This is a genomic window from Methylobacterium sp. J-059, assembly GCF_022829485.1.
Classification (GTDB): Bacteria; Pseudomonadota; Alphaproteobacteria; order Rhizobiales; family Beijerinckiaceae; genus Methylobacterium.
In genome coordinates, this window is record NZ_JAKSYA010000153.1 from 14,641 (window position 1) to 30,822 (window position 16,182).

At 71.1% G+C, this 16,182-nt stretch carries 14 protein-coding genes; 7 read left to right on the plus strand and 7 right to left on the minus strand.

Features of this window, described 5'->3' with window-relative positions:
* Positions 1 to 18 precede the first annotated feature (18 nt).
* The 4 genes from MKK55_RS23010 to MKK55_RS23025 all read left to right on the plus strand — a co-directional run bounded on the left by MKK55_RS23010 (position 19) and on the right by MKK55_RS23025 (position 5,849).
* Complete coding sequence (locus MKK55_RS23010) at positions 19 to 2,229, plus strand: GumC family protein (protein WP_243937816.1); 2,211 nt, start codon at positions 19 to 21, stop codon at positions 2,227 to 2,229.
* Positions 2,229 to 3,422: a glycosyltransferase family 4 protein gene (locus MKK55_RS23015; RefSeq protein ID WP_243937817.1), complete on the plus strand. Its 1,194-nt coding sequence runs from the start codon at positions 2,229 to 2,231 to the stop codon at positions 3,420 to 3,422. The genes MKK55_RS23010 and MKK55_RS23015 overlap by 1 nt, the downstream gene beginning before the upstream one ends.
* Entirely contained in the window at positions 3,419 to 4,615 is a 1,197-nt protein-coding gene (locus MKK55_RS23020) for an acyltransferase family protein (protein WP_243937818.1), read from the plus strand. Before MKK55_RS23015 ends, MKK55_RS23020 begins: the two co-directional genes overlap by 4 nt.
* Before the next feature lie 130 nt (positions 4,616 to 4,745).
* Positions 4,746 to 5,849: an aromatic ring-hydroxylating oxygenase subunit alpha gene (locus tag MKK55_RS23025; RefSeq protein ID WP_243935753.1), complete on the plus strand. Its 1,104-nt coding sequence runs from the start codon at positions 4,746 to 4,748 to the stop codon at positions 5,847 to 5,849.
* Positions 5,850 to 5,939: 90 nt separating this feature from the next.
* Here MKK55_RS23025 and MKK55_RS23030 read toward each other — a convergent pair whose 3' ends face one another.
* Positions 5,940 to 6,515, minus strand: coding sequence for a TetR/AcrR family transcriptional regulator (locus tag MKK55_RS23030; RefSeq protein ID WP_243937820.1), 576 nt, complete (start codon positions 6,513 to 6,515; stop codon positions 5,940 to 5,942).
* 113 nt (positions 6,516 to 6,628) lie between these two features.
* Here MKK55_RS23030 and MKK55_RS23035 point away from each other — a divergent pair, with 113 nt between their 5' ends.
* Complete coding sequence (locus MKK55_RS23035) at positions 6,629 to 7,327, plus strand: glutathione S-transferase family protein (RefSeq protein ID WP_243937822.1); 699 nt, start codon at positions 6,629 to 6,631, stop codon at positions 7,325 to 7,327.
* Positions 7,328 to 7,502: 175 nt separating this feature from the next.
* On the opposite strand, the gene MKK55_RS23040 is transcribed toward MKK55_RS23035, so the two are convergent.
* Positions 7,503 to 8,249, minus strand: a complete 747-nt coding sequence (locus tag MKK55_RS23040; protein WP_243937823.1) for a class I SAM-dependent methyltransferase — start codon at positions 8,247 to 8,249, stop codon at positions 7,503 to 7,505.
* Positions 8,250 to 8,327: 78 nt separating this feature from the next.
* Here MKK55_RS23040 and trmD point away from each other — a divergent pair, with 78 nt between their 5' ends.
* Positions 8,328 to 9,059, plus strand: a complete 732-nt coding sequence (gene trmD / locus MKK55_RS23045; RefSeq protein WP_243935746.1) for a tRNA (guanosine(37)-N1)-methyltransferase TrmD — start codon at positions 8,328 to 8,330, stop codon at positions 9,057 to 9,059.
* A 36-nt stretch (positions 9,060 to 9,095) separates the two neighbouring features.
* On the opposite strand, the gene MKK55_RS23050 is transcribed toward trmD, so the two are convergent.
* Entirely contained in the window at positions 9,096 to 9,656 is a 561-nt protein-coding gene (locus MKK55_RS23050) for a hypothetical protein (RefSeq protein ID WP_243935744.1), read from the minus strand.
* Between the two features lie 305 nt (positions 9,657 to 9,961).
* Between MKK55_RS23050 and MKK55_RS23055 the strand changes: the two genes are divergently transcribed.
* Positions 9,962 to 11,131 carry a phosphoserine transaminase gene (locus tag MKK55_RS23055; RefSeq protein WP_243937824.1) on the plus strand — a complete coding sequence of 390 codons (1,170 nt, stop codon included), beginning with the start codon at positions 9,962 to 9,964 and terminating at the stop codon, positions 11,129 to 11,131.
* Positions 11,132 to 11,252: 121 nt separating this feature from the next.
* Here the strand turns inward: MKK55_RS23055 and MKK55_RS23060 are convergent, their stop codons facing one another.
* The 4 genes from MKK55_RS23060 to tesB all read right to left on the minus strand — a co-directional run bounded on the left by MKK55_RS23060 (position 11,253) and on the right by tesB (position 16,113).
* Complete coding sequence (locus MKK55_RS23060) at positions 11,253 to 12,530, minus strand: outer membrane beta-barrel protein (RefSeq protein ID WP_147728186.1); 1,278 nt, start codon at positions 12,528 to 12,530, stop codon at positions 11,253 to 11,255.
* Between the two features lie 454 nt (positions 12,531 to 12,984).
* Positions 12,985 to 14,490: an ammonium transporter gene (locus MKK55_RS23065; RefSeq protein ID WP_147728185.1), complete on the minus strand. Its 1,506-nt coding sequence runs from the start codon at positions 14,488 to 14,490 to the stop codon at positions 12,985 to 12,987.
* 86 nt (positions 14,491 to 14,576) lie between these two features.
* Positions 14,577 to 14,915 carry a P-II family nitrogen regulator gene (locus MKK55_RS23070; protein ID WP_147728184.1) on the minus strand — a complete coding sequence of 113 codons (339 nt, stop codon included), beginning with the start codon at positions 14,913 to 14,915 and terminating at the stop codon, positions 14,577 to 14,579.
* A gap of 307 nt (positions 14,916 to 15,222) precedes the next feature.
* Positions 15,223 to 16,113: an acyl-CoA thioesterase II gene (tesB, locus tag MKK55_RS23075; protein WP_147728183.1), complete on the minus strand. Its 891-nt coding sequence runs from the start codon at positions 16,111 to 16,113 to the stop codon at positions 15,223 to 15,225.
* Positions 16,114 to 16,182 lie beyond the last annotated feature (69 nt).

Below are 16,182 nucleotides of genomic sequence, written 5' to 3' on the forward strand. Positions count from 1 at the left end.
CAGACCCGGTGGTCGACGATGACGACGTCCTACCTCAACCCCGCCCGCACCGCCGTGCCGGCCGCGCCGCGTTCGGGCCCGGCCACCGACCAGGCCGGCCCGTTCGCGACGATCTGGCGGCGGCGGCGCCTGTTCGCGGCGGTCTTCATCGGCGTCATGTCGGTGGCGATCGGGCTGCTGATGGTCGCGCCGGTGCAGTACCTGGCGGTCGGCTCGGTGATCGTGGCCGAGCCGGAGCCCGGCAGCAACAACGCCAACGCGTCGGTCGCCTGGATCCAGAAGCTCGGCGACCCGGCCGACATCGAGAGCCAGATGCTGGTGATCCGCGCGCCGCGGATCATGCGCCTCGTCGCCTCGGGCGACGTCGTCGAGAAGGTTGTGGCCGAGTGCCGGCAAATCGCGCGCGGCGGGCTCCTCGCGAGCCTGCTGCCGCCCAAGGAGGACGGCTGCGACAAGCTGCGCGGCAACACCGACCTGGTGGTCGACTACCTGCAGCGCCGCTACGTCGTCACCGGCGCCGGCCGCTCGCGCGTCATCAACATCGCCTACCGCTCGCCGAACGCCGAGACCTCCCAGGCGCTGACCAACGCGCTGATCACCGCCTTCCTCGACGACCAGCGCGGCGTGCTCGCCAACAGCCGCGAGGCGGCGACCGAGTGGCTGTGGAAGGAGATCCGCCAGCTCGACGCGTCCCTGCGCGACGACGAGGCCAAGATCCAGGCCTTCCGCCGGCGCAAGGGCCTGATGTCGGGCGCCAACGCGCCGATCACCTCCGAGCGGCTCAGCACCATCACCCAGCAGCTCTCGGCGGCCGAGACCGCCAAGGCCGACGCCGCGGCGCGCCTCTCCGAGATCAACGCCGACCAGGCCCGGGGCTCGATCAACGCCCCGGCGGTGCTGGCGAGCCGGACGATCGGCGACCTCAAGCAGCAGATGAACGTGGTGGCCGCGCAGATCGCCAACACCGGCACGGTGCTGGGGCCGAACCATCCGACGCTGCAGGCGATGCGCACGGAGCTCGCCGGCCTGAAGCTGCGCGTCGACCGGGAGGTCGCGAGCATCAGCGCCGGCCTGAAGAAGACCTTCGACGCGTCGAGCGCGCTCGCCAAGTCGCTGCGCCAGCAGATGGAGACCGCGAAGGCCGAGGCGGCGTCCGCGATGGACGACGAATCGGTCGTCGCCGGCATGGTGCGCAACGCCGAGATCAAGCGCGGCCAGTACACCGACCTGTACAAGCGCGCCAACGAGCTCGAGACCGAGCGCCGCATCCTCGTCGGCAGCACCCGGCTCGTCAGCCTCGCCGACGTGCCGGCCGCGCCGGTCACCCCGAAGCCGCTGCTGTTCCTCGGCGCCGGCTTCGTCCTGGCCGCCGCGCTGGCCGCGGCCGCCGCGCTGCTGCGCGAACGCGCCGACCGCAGCGTTCGGACCTCGACGCAGCTCGCCGCGGTGGCCCACGCCCCCGTCTTCGCCCAGCTGCCGCATCTGCGCGCCGCCGGCGGACCGGCGCTGCTCGGACGGATGGGGGCCGCCGCCGGCGAGCTGCCGCTCGCCGCGGCGCTGCGCGACGCACGCAGCGATCCGCTGATGCAGCAGGTCCTGCGCAACCTCGGCGCCCGGCTGATGCTGGCCGGCGCCGACGGCACGAGCCGCGCGATCCTGCTCACCTCGGCCGCGCCCGGCGAGGGCAAGTCCTTCACCACCCTCGCGCTCGCCCAGCTCAACGCGGCGAGCGGGCGCCGCGTGCTCGTCCTCGAATGCGACCTGCGCCGCCCGGTCTTCGAGACGGCTCTGGACCTGCCCGCCGGCCCCGGCCTCGCCGGCGTGCTGCGCGGCGAGGCCCTGCCGCGGGAGGCGGTGATCGCGACGGCGACGCCCAACCTCGACGCCATCCCCGCCGGCGCGGCGACCACGGAATCGACCGAGCTGCTGATGGGCAAGCGCATGACCGAGCTGCTGCTCTGGGCCCGCAAGTACGACCTTGTGCTGATCGACAGCCCGCCCGCGGCGATGCTGATGGACGCCCAAATTTTGGCGCGGCAGGTCGACGGCGTGCTGTGCTGCACCCGCTGGGGCCGCTCGCAGGTGTCGGCGATCAGCGCCACCGTCAACGGCCTGCGCGAGGCCGGCGGCGACGTGTTCGGGCTCGCGATCACCATGGTGCGGGCCGACGACCACCCGTTCTACGACACCGGGCACGAGCCGGCGCGCCGCTATCTCGGAGCCGCGTGATGGACCGTCCGCGGGTCGTGTTCGTCAACCACACCAGCACGATGTCGGGCGCCGAGATGGTGCTGTGCGATGCCGTGGGACCCTGGCGCGGCGCCACCGCCTTCCTGTTCGAGGACGGGCCGCTCGCGACCGCGCTGCGGGAGCGGGGGCTGGCGGTCGTCCGTGCGCGGCACGGATCCGGGCTGTCGTCCCTGCGCCGCGACGGCTCGCCCTGGCGCGCGATTCCGCTGGCCGGACGGCTCGCCGCGACGATCCTCGCGCTGGCGCGGACCGCGAAGGCCCACGACGTGGTCTACGCCAACTCGCAGAAGGCCTTCGTCCTCTCGGCCCTCGCCGCGGCTCTCGTGCGCCGCCCGCTGATCTGGCACCTGCACGACATCCTCGATCCCGCGCATTTCGGGGCGGCGCAGCGTGGGCTTCAGGTCCGCCTCGCCAACGCGTTCGCCGCCCGGGTCGTGGTTCCGTCGCAGGCCGCCGCCGACGCCTTCGTCGCGGCGGGCGGGCGCCGGAATCTCGTCGAGGTTGTGCCCAACGGCCTCGACCTCGACGGCGAGCCCGGCGACCCGGCCGCCCTGCGCACGAGCCTTGGGTTGCCGCACGGCCCACTGGTCGGCGTCTTCAGCCGGCTCGCCCCGTGGAAGGGGCAGCACGTGGTGCTGGAGGCCCTGGCCCGCTCGCCCGGCACGGCGTGCATCGTCGCCGGCACCGCCCTGTTCGGCGAGGACGCCTACGCGAACGGTCTGCATGCGCGCGCGGCCGAGCGCGGGCTCGCCGACCGCGTCCACTTCCTCGGCCAGCGCGGGGACGTGACGCGCCTGATGCGCGCGGTGGACGCGGTGATCCATCCCTCGATCGCACCCGAGCCGTTCGGGCGCACCCTGGTCGAGGCGATGCTGGTCGGGACGCCGGTGATCGCCACCGATACGGGCGCGGCGGCCGAGATCCTCGACCGGGGCGCGGCGGGGACCCTGGTGCCGCCCGGCGACGCGGGGGCGCTCGCCGACGCCATCGCCCGCGTCCTGTCCGCGCCGCCGGGGCTCTCGGCCCAGGTCGCCCGGGCGCAGGCGACGGCCCGCGCGCGCTACGGCGCCGCGCGGATGCAGGCGAGCCTGGCCGAGATCGTCCGCCGCGTGGCGGCCGGTAAGCGACGGGCCGCCGCGATCGCGGGCGCTTCGCTGGACCGGCCGGCATGACCGCCGCGACGACGACGGGCGCCCTCGATCGGCCGGCGCCGGGGCGCCTTCACCGCCTCGACGGCGTGCAGATCCTGCGGGCGGTGGCGGCGGTGATGGTCGTCCTGCTCCACGCCGAGCTCCTGCTCGCGCTCCAGGCGGAGGCGCGCGGCCTCGCCATGCCGCGCTTCGCCGCCCTGCCGCTCGGGGCCGGCGTCGACCTGTTCTTCGTCATCTCCGGCTTCATCATCGTCTATGCGTCCGAGCCGCTGTTCGGCGCGCCCGGGGGCGCCGCGCGCTTCCTCAAGCGCCGCCTGCTGCGGATCGTGCCGCTGTACTGGTTCGCGCTCACGCTGCGCCTCGTCGTCCTGCTGGCCGCGGCCGCCGCCGGCCAGGCCGCCGCGCCGAGCCTGGCGGACGTGGCGACCTCGTACCTGTTCATCCCGTTCGACACCCGCGGCTTCGGGCCGGACTACCCGTTCCCGATCCTCGATCTCGGCTGGACGCTGAACTACGAGATGGCGTTCTACCTCGTCTTCGCCGGGGCGATGATGCTCGCGGCGCGGGCGATGAAGGCCTCCGCGCCCGCCGCGGCCCTGCGCGAGCGGGCGGCGCTGGCGGCCGTCTCGATCCTCGCCGTCGGCGTGCTCCTGGCCTGGCTGCAGCCGCCGGCCTTCGACCCGCTCCGGTTCTGGCTGCGGCCGATCGTGCTCGAATTCGCCGCCGGCATCGGTCTCGCGCTGCTGTTCCGCCGCGGCGTCCGGCTCGGCGTCGCCGGCGGCGTCCTGCTCTGCGGCCTCGGGGTCGGCGTCTGGGCGACGATCGACCTGTCCGGGTTCGACGCCTCGTCTGCGCCCGGGAATTACGGCTGGGCCCGCACCCTGATCTGGGGCGGCGGCGCGGTGCTGATCGTCGCCGGCCTCGTCCTCGGCGGGCTCCGGTTCGACCAGGCGATCGCCCGGCGGATCGCGCGGATCGGCGACGCGTCCTACGCGCTCTACCTGCTGCACCCCTTCGTCTTCCTTGCCGCCAAGGCGGTCCTGCCGCGGCTGCCGCTGAGCGCCGGCCTGCTCTGGCCGCTGACGCTGCTCCTCGTCGCCGTGTCGATCGCCGCGACCGAGGCCTTCCATCGCAGCGTCGAGCGGCCGGTGCTGCGCTGGCTGCAGGGCCGGCCGCGCGACGCCGGCGCGGCGGGCGTGCGGGCGGGGGCATGACGGGCCATCGCGCTCGTGGCACGCGTTCCGCGGGGTCACACCGTCGCGCGGCGGGGTTGGAACGGCGGCCTCGCTTTCCCCATCCGGCGGGGCGGCGTATGAGGACGTTCCCGAACCGTTGCGAGACCCCATGTCCGCCTCCCCGATCGCTCTCCACGCGAGCGGTCCCGCACGCGACCCGGCCGCCGACGAGGCCCTCGACCCCGATGCGATGCGCCGGCCGCTGCCGGACGCGTGGTACTGCGTCGGCCAAGCCTCGGGCCTGACCGGCAAGGCGCTCCGCGCGGTCGAGCTGAACGGCGAGCAGATCGTGATCGGGCGCGATGCGGACGGCGCCCCGTTCGCGCTGCGCGACCGCTGCCCGCACCGCGGCATGGCGCTGTCCAAGGGCGGCTTCGACGGTGCCGAGCTGGTCTGCCCGTTCCACGGCTGGCGCTTCTCCACCGAAGGCCGCTGCCGCGACGTGCCGACCCTCTCCGAGCACGACACGGCCGACTTCTCGAAGATCGTTGTGCAGCGCTTCCCCGTGATCGAGAGCGCCGGCTTCGTCTGGGTCAACCCGCATCTCGGGACGCCGGGCGAAACGCCCGCCCTGCCGGCGCTCGACTTCCACCCGGTCGGCTCGCTCGTGGTCGAGCTCGTGGTCGAGGCCTCGTTCGACCTGACGACCTTGAGCCTCGTCGATCCCGGCCACGTCGCCTTCGTCCACGATTCGTGGTGGTTCCGGCCGTCCAAGGCGTTGCGCGAGAAGAAGAAGACGTTTCGGCCGGTGCCGCACGGCTTCGTCATGTCGAGCCACGCGACGACGACCAGCTCGCCGGTCTACCGCCTGCTCGGCGGGGTGCCCGACGTCGAGATCGAGTTCCGCCTTCCCGGCGTGCGCCTGGAGCGGATCACGGCGGGCGCCAAGCGCCTGGCGAACTACACCTTCGCGACGCCGCTGACCGCCAACCGCACGATGCTCACCAACGCGCTCTACTGGAACGTCCCCGGCCTCAACCTGCTCAAGCCCGTCGCCCGCCCGCTGATGCGCCAGTTCCTGACCCAGGACCAGCAGGTGCTCCAGCACGCGCAACTGGGCCTCGACCGCAAGCCGACCATGGTGCTGTTCGGCCAGGGCGACCTGCCCTCGCAATGGTACTTTCGCCTGAAGCGCGAGGCGCTGGAGGCCGCGCGCGCCGGGCGCCCGTTCGCGAACCCGCTGGAGTCGCGGGAGCTGCGCTGGCGCTCGTGAGGGGCATCGGGGCGACCCGATGCGCGTCTCGGTCGCGATCCCGCCCGGGAACGTCGGTTCGGACCGCGCGATCTTGCCGTTCAGCTCCGATCAGTTCGGCAGCAGCCCCGCTTCCCGATAACTCTGGATCAGGGAATCGAACAGCGTTATGTCCGCGCGGCTTCGCGCGACGATCTGTGCGCCGGCGACCGCCGCGTAGACGGCACGCGCTCTCGCCTCGCCCTCGTTCGGCGCGACCAGCTCGGCGGCGACGAGCTGCCGACGCAGCCACGCCGTGTTGACGTCGGCGAAAGCCTGAACCTCCTTCAGGACCGGCTCGGGCAACGCATCGTATTCCGTCGCCATGAAGCTGCTGAGGCACATGCGGTTGTCGCGCGCCAGCGACAGGCGAAAGATGCCGGGGTACCGTCTCAGCGCCTCCGTCGGGCTCGCGGCATGCGCCGACAAGTCCTCGAGGTCGCGGGCGATGTCCTCCCAATAGCGGCGCGCGACCGCCTCGCCGAGGAGGGCCTTGTTGGCGAAATAGTAGTTGATGCTCGCGGCCTTGATGCCGACGGTCTCGGCGAGGTCGCGGAAATTGAGACCGCCGTAGCCGTGGGCCATCGCCGCCTCCCGGGCGGCCGCCAGGATCGCCTCCCGCACGTTCTCCTTCGACGTCGCTGCCATGCCCAACCTCCATCTGTCATATGGCAGACAGGGGTTGACGAGACAAGCGCCGGGACGTAACGTGCTGCCTGTCATCTGACAGACAGGCGAACGTGATGGAAAGCGAGACGACGATGTCCGACAAGCTCAGGCTCTTCACCTCCCCCTCGGCCTTCCCGAACCCGCAGCGCCTGCGGATCTTCATGCACGAGAAGGGCATCGCCGACCGCTTCGACGAGACGGTCTACGACATGTCGCCCGTCGGCGAGCAGCGGGGATGGAAGCACCTGAAGATGAACGCCTGGGGCGAGACGCCGACCCTCGCGCTCGCGGACGGGTCCTTTCTCAGCGAGACCTCCGCCATCGCCCGCTACCTCGACGAGGCGTTCGAAGGCCGCAAGATCATGGGCGAAACGGCGCTCGAGCGCGGCCTCGACCAGATGTGGGACAGCAGGGTGTGGGTGCACATCCTCTACCCCATCGTCACCGCGTTCCACGTCCTGCACCAGGGCCTGGGCCCGAAGCTCGAGCTGACCAGCAACCCGGCCTGGGGCGAGCATTCGCGTAAGGTGGCGCTGGCGCATGCCGGCCTGGTCGACCGACATCTCGCCGACGGCCGCGCGTGGCTCCTGGGCGGCGATCAGCCGACCTTCTCGGACATCACGCTGGCGACGGCGATCGCGTTCTCCAAGTTTCCGGTCAACGCGACGCCCCTCGATGAGCGCTTCGAGCATCTCGATGCCTTCTGGCAGCGCTGGCAGACCCGGCCGACCTTCATCGCCGCCTACGCCGACCGGAGCAGCGGCGTCCCGGAGATCGACGAACGCGCCTGAGCGTCCGGCGGTCGGATCCGGTCATCGCCCCACCGCGAGCCGCCCCGTGCCGCCCTTGGACGCCGGCTTGCATTGGACGGCGGCCTGCAGACGCCGCCTTCCGACCAGTGCCGGCGCCCGTCCGCATGCCCGGCTTGGATCGGAGGAGGGCGGTCGCGAAACCGGGCCTCGACCCCTATCGCGCCTTCCCCCGCGTCGCCTCGTCCTTGCAAGGCGTGATCGTCTTCGGATCGGGCCGCCGGTCGGGGGCCGGCGCCTCGAACACCGCGAGGTAGCCCACCCCGCCGTCGAGCACAGAAAAGCCCGTCTCGCGAAAACCCGCGGCGGACAGCTCGCAGCGCAGGAGCTTGGGCGGCGTGCCGTGGCGCGAGGGGATGTCGTCGGCGTCCACGATCCCGACCCGGCCGCCGGGCCTCATCGCGGCGGCGAGGTTGTGGAGCAGGCCGTAGGGCTGGGTGACCTCGTGGTACATGTGCACCAGGATCGCCGCGTCGACCGAGGCGGGCGCGAGGCGCGGGTCGTGCGGCTCGCCGCGCACCACCGTGACGTTGGACAGGTCGGCCTTGCGCAGCCGGGCTTCGAGGTCGGCGAGGTAGCGCGGCGTCACGTCTTCGGCGAGCACCCGGCCCTGCGGCCCGACCAGCGGGCTCAGCCGCGTGACGTAGTAGCCGCTGCCGGCGCCGATGTCGGCCACCGTCTCGCCCGGCTTGAAGCCCATCAGGCGGGCGACCTGCCCGAACTCGTCGGCCTTGTCGCGCTGCGCCTCGAAGGCCCATTGCGCCGCGACGATCTCGGCCACCGGCCGGTCGGGCTTCGGGAAGGCGGCAGCCGGGGCGCCGGGCGGTCCCAGGGGTTCCGCCGCCTGCGCGCCGTGCGCCAGGGCCGGGAGAGCGAGGAGGAGGGCGAGGAGCGGTCTGATCATCGAAGTCCTGAACGCGCGAGGGCGGCGCTCGGTGCCGCGGCGTTGACCGCGCAGGCGTCCCGGCGCCATCAAGCGGCCATGACGAACCCGCCCCCTTCCGCCCCGCCCTGGCGGGCGACGATCCTCACGCTCTACCCCGAGATGTTTCCCGGGCCGCTCGGCGCCTCGCTGTCGGGCAGCGCGCTCGCCCGCGGCGACTGGGTCTGCGAGGCCCGCGACATCCGCGAGCACGGGCTCGGCCGCCACCGCAGCGTCGACGACAACCCGGCCGGCGGCGGCGCCGGCATGGTGCTGCGCTGCGACGTGCTCGGCCCCGCCATCGACGCCGCGACCGGTCCGGATGACGCCCGCCCCCGCCTGCTGATGTCGCCCCGCGGAAAGCCGCTGACGCAGGCGCGGGTGCGGGCGCTGAGCGCCGGGCCGGGCGCGCTGATCGTCTGCGGCCGCTTCGAGGGGGTCGACGAGCGGGTGATCGCCGGCCGCGCCCTCGAGGAGGTCTCGATCGGCGACTACGTGCTCTCCGGCGGCGAGATCGCGGCGATCACCCTGATCGACGCCTGCGTGCGCCTGCTGCCCGGCGTGATGGGCAAGGCGGCGTCCGGCGACGAGGAGAGCTTCGAGGGCGGCCGGCTCGAATACCCGCACTACACCCGCCCCCGCGACTGGGAGGGCCGGACGATCCCGGAGGTGCTGACCGGCGGCGACCACGGCGCGATCCGCGCCTGGCGCCGGGCCGAATCCGAGCGGATCACCGCCGAGCGCCGGCCGGATCTGCTCGGGTCGAGGCACGGCCCGTCGCAGGACGGATGAGGCATCCGACCCGACGAATGTTCGGAGACGGAACGGCTACGAGATCGACTCGGCTTTCGCAGGCCCGTCCGTCGCAGACTTCGCGCGCCACCAGCCTCGATGGCTCTCGAGAATTTCTCGCTCTTCACGTGAGAACAAGGCACGCAGGCTGATGGTGTCGATTGCCAGGGCGGGAACCATCGCAAGGCACGCCAGCACCGTGCTCGGATCATCACCCGATGGGCCCAGTGCAAATCCTGACGCCATCGCTCCCTGCAAGAGGGCGCCAAATCCGGCCGAGTGGATGGCGTGATAGTCTGAAAGGCTCAGATGCACCCGTGCGTACCGTTGGCCAACGATGATGATCGCGACAGCCCACGTAAAGACACCCGAAAATCCGTAAGCGCGATCGCTCGTCAGGCCCCAGGTGCTACGCATCCACATCGACATGCCGATCATCATCGCCATCGCAGTCGTGATCATCGCGATCTGGCGTGCTCGAATGCTCATGAATAGGTCCCCACTCTGCGCGATCGCGCCACCTGAACGCTCGAATCGGGCCCATGAGACGGTGAAGCCGGCCGCAGGGCAAGAGACATCCGTGACGGCAACGGCCATGTGCTGAGCGGTCCTACTCCTCGCGATGAGAGCCGCCTCGCGGCGACACGACCTCTTCCCGGAGAGCAGGCCTGGTCTCCGATGATGGAAGGCACGCTGCGTCCCTGGAGCGGAGGGATGCGACGGGCCGACAGCGCGCATCCGATGCCTGGCGGCGAGACGGACATCCTTTCCGCGACGCGTTCCGGGCAGCAGTGCCGGCGAGAACCGGCATCCGGCCCTTGCACGGCCGCCAGCATCGGCGCATCCCGGCGGCGGGACACGCCTCCCCGACGAGGTGCGCCCATCTGTAAGGATGGATCCTCATGTTGCGCCGACCCGACACCCGCCCCCGGGTGCCCCATTTCTCCTCCGGCCCCTGCGCCAAGCGCCCCGGCTGGACCCCGGCGGCCCTGGCCGACGCGCCGCTCGGCCGCTCGCATCGCTCGGTCGCCGGCAGGGCCAAGCTCCGCCGGGCGATCGACCTGACCCGCGACGTGCTGCGCGTGCCGGCCGACTACCGCATCGGCATCGTCCCGGCCTCCGACACCGGCGCCGTCGAGATGGCGATGTGGTCGATGCTCGGGCCGCGGACCGTGGAGGTGGCGGCCTGGGAGGCGTTCGGCTCGGAGTGGGTCACCGACGCGTTGAGGCAGCTCAAGATCAGCCCGCGCATCCACCAGACGCCCTACGGCGTGCTGCCCGACCTGTCGGCGATCGACACGAAGCACAACGACGTGGTCTTCACCTGGAACGGCACCGCCGCCGGGGTGAAGGTGCCGAACGGCGACTGGATCGCCGCCGACCGCGAGGGGCTGACGATCTGCGACGCGACCTCGGCCGCCTTCGCGCAGGCGCTCGACTGGGACAAGCTCGATGTGGTGACCTTCTCCTGGCAGAAGGTGATGGGCGGCGAGGCGGCGCACGGCATGCTGGTGCTCTCGCCCCGCGCCGTCGCCCGCCTCGAGAGCCACGTCCCGGCCTGGCCGCTGCCGAAGGTGTTCCGCCTGACCAAGGGCGGAAAGCTGATCGAGGGGATCTTCTCCGGCGACACCATCAACACGCCCTCCATGCTTGCGGTCGAGGACTACCTCGACACGCTGGCCTGGGCGCAGGACCTCGGCGGGCTCGACGCCCTGCATGCGCGGGCGGACGGCAACGCGCGGGTGATCCACGACTGGGTCGCGCGCACGCCCTGGATCGCCAACCTCGCGGTCGACCCGGCGACGTATTCCAACACCGGCGTGTGCCTCGTCATCGCCGATGCCGACGTGCTGGCGCTGGGCGACGCGGTGGTGGAGCGCGTGGCCAAGGGCATCGTCGAGACCCTGGAGCGCGAGGGCGTGGCCCTCGACATCGGCGCCTACCGCGACGCGCCGCCCGGCCTGCGCATCTGGTGCGGCGGCACGGTGGAGCGGAGCGACCTCGAGGCGCTGACGCCCTGGCTCGACTGGGCCTTCGCCCGGGAGAAGGCGGCCCTGACGCAGGCGGCGTAGGAACGCGGCCCGCGCGCCACCCGGCAGCGCGCCAACGAAAACGGGCGGCCCGATCGGGCCGCCCGTTTTCGTTGGCGTGGTAAATGCGGGACCGTGAGGACGGCCCCGCAGGCCGCCGGGATCAGAAGGTGATGCCGGTCTCGACCATGTAGCGGTCCTGCGAGGTGCGGTTGCCGGTGCGGCCGAAGCCGGTGCCGAGGGTGCCGGCCGCCAGGCTGCCGCGGGTGATGTCGTAGAGCTCGACCCGCGAGTACTCGCCGCGGAGGAAGTACTGGCCGAAGGTGAAGGTCGGCGTGACGGTGAAGGAGAGCGCCTCGCTGCCGGCGCCGTAGAGGACGGAGGTGTCGGGGAACAGGCTCAAGCGGTTTCCGCTCTGGGCGATGTACTCGAAGCGGCCGGCCAGGGCGAAGTTGTCGGTGAAGGCGTAGCTCGCGAGGATCGCGCCGCCGAAGGTTTCGGCGCCGTTGAGCCCGAGGGCGGCGTTGCGCTCGACGTTGGTGTACTGGATGTAGGGCGTCACGATCCAGGGGCCGGCCGAGTAGGTGTAGTTCAGGCTGATGATGCTGCTGTTCTGCAGCGACAGGGGCGTGGCGTACTGGAAGCGCAGGCTCTGCAGGCCGGAATTGAAGCTGCTGAAGTGCGTGCCGCCGTTGATGCCGATCGTGTTGGCGTCGTCGATCTTGTAGGTGATCAGGCCGGTGATCCAGTTGAGCTCACCCGAGAAGAACCCGTCGGTCGCCGCCAGCGAGGCTGCCCACGGGCCGCTGGCGTAGTTCACCTGGACGCCCTGGTTGATCACGTTCTCCTGGTTGAACAGCAGGCCGCGGGAGATATTCAGGTTTTGGAAGGTGAACGGCAGCTCCGAGCCGATGTTGGTCGGCATGCGGCCGCCCTGGAGCGACCACTCGTCGTTGATCTGGTACTTGCCGAACGCGATCGAGACCGGGGTGAAGAGCAGGTCGGTCTGGTCGAAGGCGCTGTAGATCGGCGCGCCGAGGCCGGGGATCGTGTAGGCGCCGACCGCGACGTAGAACTGGAACGGGCCATCGGCCTTCTGGATGAAGCCCTGCAGGTTCGAGAAGTCGACGCGGCCGGCGCGGTCGGCCGGAACGCCGGGCGGCGTGACCGCGGTGTTGAACGGGTTGGTCTGCGTGTAGGCGTAGCCGGTCACCGCGCCGCCGACGTAGATCTCGCCGATGCCGCCGATGGTGAAGCAGCTCGGGTTCGGGTTCTGCTTGATGACGCCGCCGTAGGCCGGGAAGGTGATCGCGACCTTGCAGGCCTCGGGGACCGGGGGCGGAGCGGGCTTGGCCGACAGGTCGGCGGCCGACACCTGTCCGACGCAGAGCAGCGTGGCGATCGACGCCGTGGCGCCCTGGAGGAACAGCTTCAAGGTCATAGTCCGAGCCCCGTTTGTTTTTTGCTGCGGCCAAGGTGCCGAAAGTTCCCACCCTCCGCAAAAACAACTTTCGGGCAATTGCCTACGAAACGGGCAATCGCGGCCGCAGCCGCCCCAAGCTCAAGATGTGTTGCCGTCGCACCACAACCAGTCGGCCCATCCGGCGCGGATCATCCGGAATTCCGTGCGTCTTCGTTAACGGATCGTTACCAAGCGCCGCCGGACCGGGCCGGATCGACTGCATCGGCGAATCGCTCGACGATCGAGGACTGATCCTGGACTTGGTCGCGAGCCTCGGGACACGTTGCACGCATCGGCTTGGTTCGAGACGCCTCCGGACGAAGGACCGGATCCCCCGACCGCTGCCCCGCGACCGCCTCGGGGATGGCCGCCACGAAAGAAGCCCCGGTGCGGGGCACCGGGGCTTCGCAGGCGTCACGGGGACGTCGATGGATCAGTAGTTGTAGGCGCGCTCGCCGTGATCGGCGATGTCGAGGCCCTCGCGCTCCTCGTCCTGGGTCACGCGCAGGCCGATCGTCAGGTCGACGAGCTTGTACAGGATCGCCGAGCCGATGCCCGACCACAGCAGGGTGAGGCCGACGGCCTCGGCCTGGATGATGAACTGGCTCATCATGTCGTAGGTGCCGAGAACCATCTCGCCGGGCTTGGTCGCGTAGTCGGGGATGCCGACGCCGCCGAGCTTCGGATCCACCAGGATGCCCGTCGCCAGGGCGCCGAGGATGCCGCCGATGCAGTGGACGCCGAACACGTCGAGCGAGTCGTCGTAGCCGATCGCGTTCTTCACGGTGGAGCACATCACGAAGCAGACGCCGCCGGCGACGAGGCCGAGGACGATCGAGCCCATCGGGCCGGCGAAGCCCGAGGCCGGGGTGACGGCGACGAGGCCGGCGATGGCGCCGGAGACCATGCCGAGCAGCGACGGCTTGCCCTTCATCGCCCACTCCACGAACAGCCAGGAGACCGCCGCCGCCGCGGTCGCGACGAAGGTGTTGATCATGGCGAGCGCCGTGGTGCCGTTCGACTCGAGGTTGGAGCCGGCGTTGAAGCCGAACCAGCCGACCCAGAGCAGCGAGGCGCCGATCATGGTCATGGTCAGCGAGTGCGGGGCGAGCAGGTCACGGCCGTAGCCGATGCGCTTGCCGAGCATCAGGCAGCCGACGAAGCCGGCGATGCCCGCGTTGATGTGCACGACGGTGCCGCCGGCGAAGTCGAGGGCGCCTTTCTTGAACAGGAAGCCCGCATCGGCGTTGACGGCGTCGAGCGCGTCCTGCGCGGTCTTCTTGGCCGCGTCGTCGGTCGCCATGGCGAGCGCCTTGGCGGCGTTGCCGACCGCGTCCGGGCCGCCCCAGTACCAGACCATGTGCGCCATCGGGAAGTAGATCAGCGTCACCCAGAGGATGGTGAACACCACGAGCGCCGAGAACTTCATCCGCTCGGCGAAGGCGCCGACGATGAGGGCCGGGGTGATCATCGCGAACGTCATCTGGAAGCAGATGTAGACGTATTCCGGGATGACGACGCCGTTGGAGAAGGTGGCGACGGTCGAGTTCGGGTCGACGCCCTTCAGGAACGCCTTCGAGAAGCCGCCGACGAAGTCGTTGATGGTGCCGCCGTTGGTGAAGGCGAGGCTGTAGCCGTAGAACACCCACAGCAGGCAGACGATCGAGACGATCGCGAAGACCTGGGTCAGGACGGAGAGCATGTTCTTGGTGCGCACGAGGCCGCCGTAGAACAGCGCCAGGCCCGGCACGCTCATCATCAGCACGAGGGCCGACGAGATCAGCATCCAGGAGGTGTCGCCCTTGTTGGGCACCAGGGCGACGGGCGCGGGCGCCGAGGCCGCTTCCGGCACCGGCGTCTGCGCGAGGGACGGCTCGACGAGGACCAGGGCGAGCGCGGCCCCTCCCAGTCCGAGCGCGAGGGCGTTGCGAAGTTTCATGGACACGAGACTCCCGGGTCGCGGTGCTGTCAGGATTGTTGCGAGGCAGAAATGGGTGGTGAGGGCGGCGGCCCTCGCGGGCCGGCTCAGAGCGCGTCGGCGTCGGTCTCGCCGGTGCGGATCCGGACGGCCTTCTCCAGCGGCATGACGAAGATCTTGCCGTCGCCGATCTGGCCGGTGCGGGCGGCGCCCGCGATGGCGTCGATCACCGTGCTGGTTAGGTCGGCGGCGACCGCGACCTCGATCTTCAGCTTGGGCAGGAAGCTCACGGCGTATTCCGCGCCGCGGTAGATCTCGGTGTGGCCCTTCTGGCGGCCGTAGCCCTTGACCTCGGTCACCGTCAGGCCGTGCACGCCGATGCCGGTCAGTGCGTCGCGCACCTCCTCCAGCTTGAACGGCTTGATGATGGCCATCACGATCTTCATGCTTGGCGCCCCCTGCGTGGGTTGGGAACCGTGTGCCGCAGCCGACGCTCGGCAGGGGGTTCCGGTCCAGGATGGTCGCGCAGGATCCGAATGACCCCGCGATCGCCGGGCCCTCATTCAAGGACTATGCCAGCGCCGAACTTTTTGGGAACCTTTTCACGCGACCGCCGGATGCACACGCTTTGGTCGCGGACTGGCGCGGGGACGGGCTCAAGCTGAGCAGTAATCGCACACAAAACGGGCAAATGCTCATCAGAAGCGCAGGAATTCGGCGCGTGCGGCGGCCTGCCGGCGGTTTGACGCCAAACTAGGCCGGCCGCGGGCGGATCAGGCCCTCCTGCGCCACCGACGCCACCAGCGTCCCGTCGCGCGCGAAGATCTGGCCGCGGGCGAACCCCCGCGCGCCGGCGGAGTTGGGGCTGTCCTGGGCGTAGAGCAGCCACTCGTCGGCCCGGAACGGGCGGTGGAACCACAGGGCGTGGTCGAGGCTCGCCGACTGGATGTCGGCATCGAACACCGAGCGCCCGTGGACGATCAGCGTGGCATCGAGCAGCGTCATGTCGGACGCGTAGGCGAGCACCGCCTGGTGGATCGCCGGATCGTCGGGGAGCTGCGAGGCCGCGCGCAGCCAGACGTTGCACAGCGGCGCCTGCGGCCCGCCTTCGAGATAGCGTCGCAGATCGACCGGCTTCAGCTCGATCGGGCGCGGACGGCCGAAATATCCGGCCACCGCCGCGGGGATGCCGGGCATGCCCCTGGCGAGCAGGGACTTGGTGTCGGGCAGCGATTCCGGGGGCGGCGCGTCGGGCATCGCCGCCTGGTGGGCGTGGCCGGCTTCCGTCACCTGGTACGAGGCGGTCATCGCGAAGATTGCGCGCCCGTGCTGGATCGCCTTGACCCGGCGCGTGGTGAAGCTCTGCCCGTCGCGGATGCGCTCGACCTCGTAGACGATCGGGACGCTCGGGTCGCCGCCGAGCAGGAAGTAGGCGTGGAGCGAGTGCGGCGCGCGGGCGCTCGGCACCGTCCGGGTCGCGGCGACCAGCGCCTGACCCACCACCTGCCCGCCGAACACCCGCTTCCAGCCGTTCCGCGGGCTGACGCCGCGGAACAGGTCGGTCTCCAGCCGCTCGAGGTCGAGGATGGCGAGAAGCTCGGCGACGATGCCGGAATCTGTCGGCGGGACGGGATCGGTCGGCATGGCTGTGCGGCGGGCTTTCGGGGCGAGGAGGCGTCCGCCATAGCATCCACGCGGCCTGCCTCGCCATCG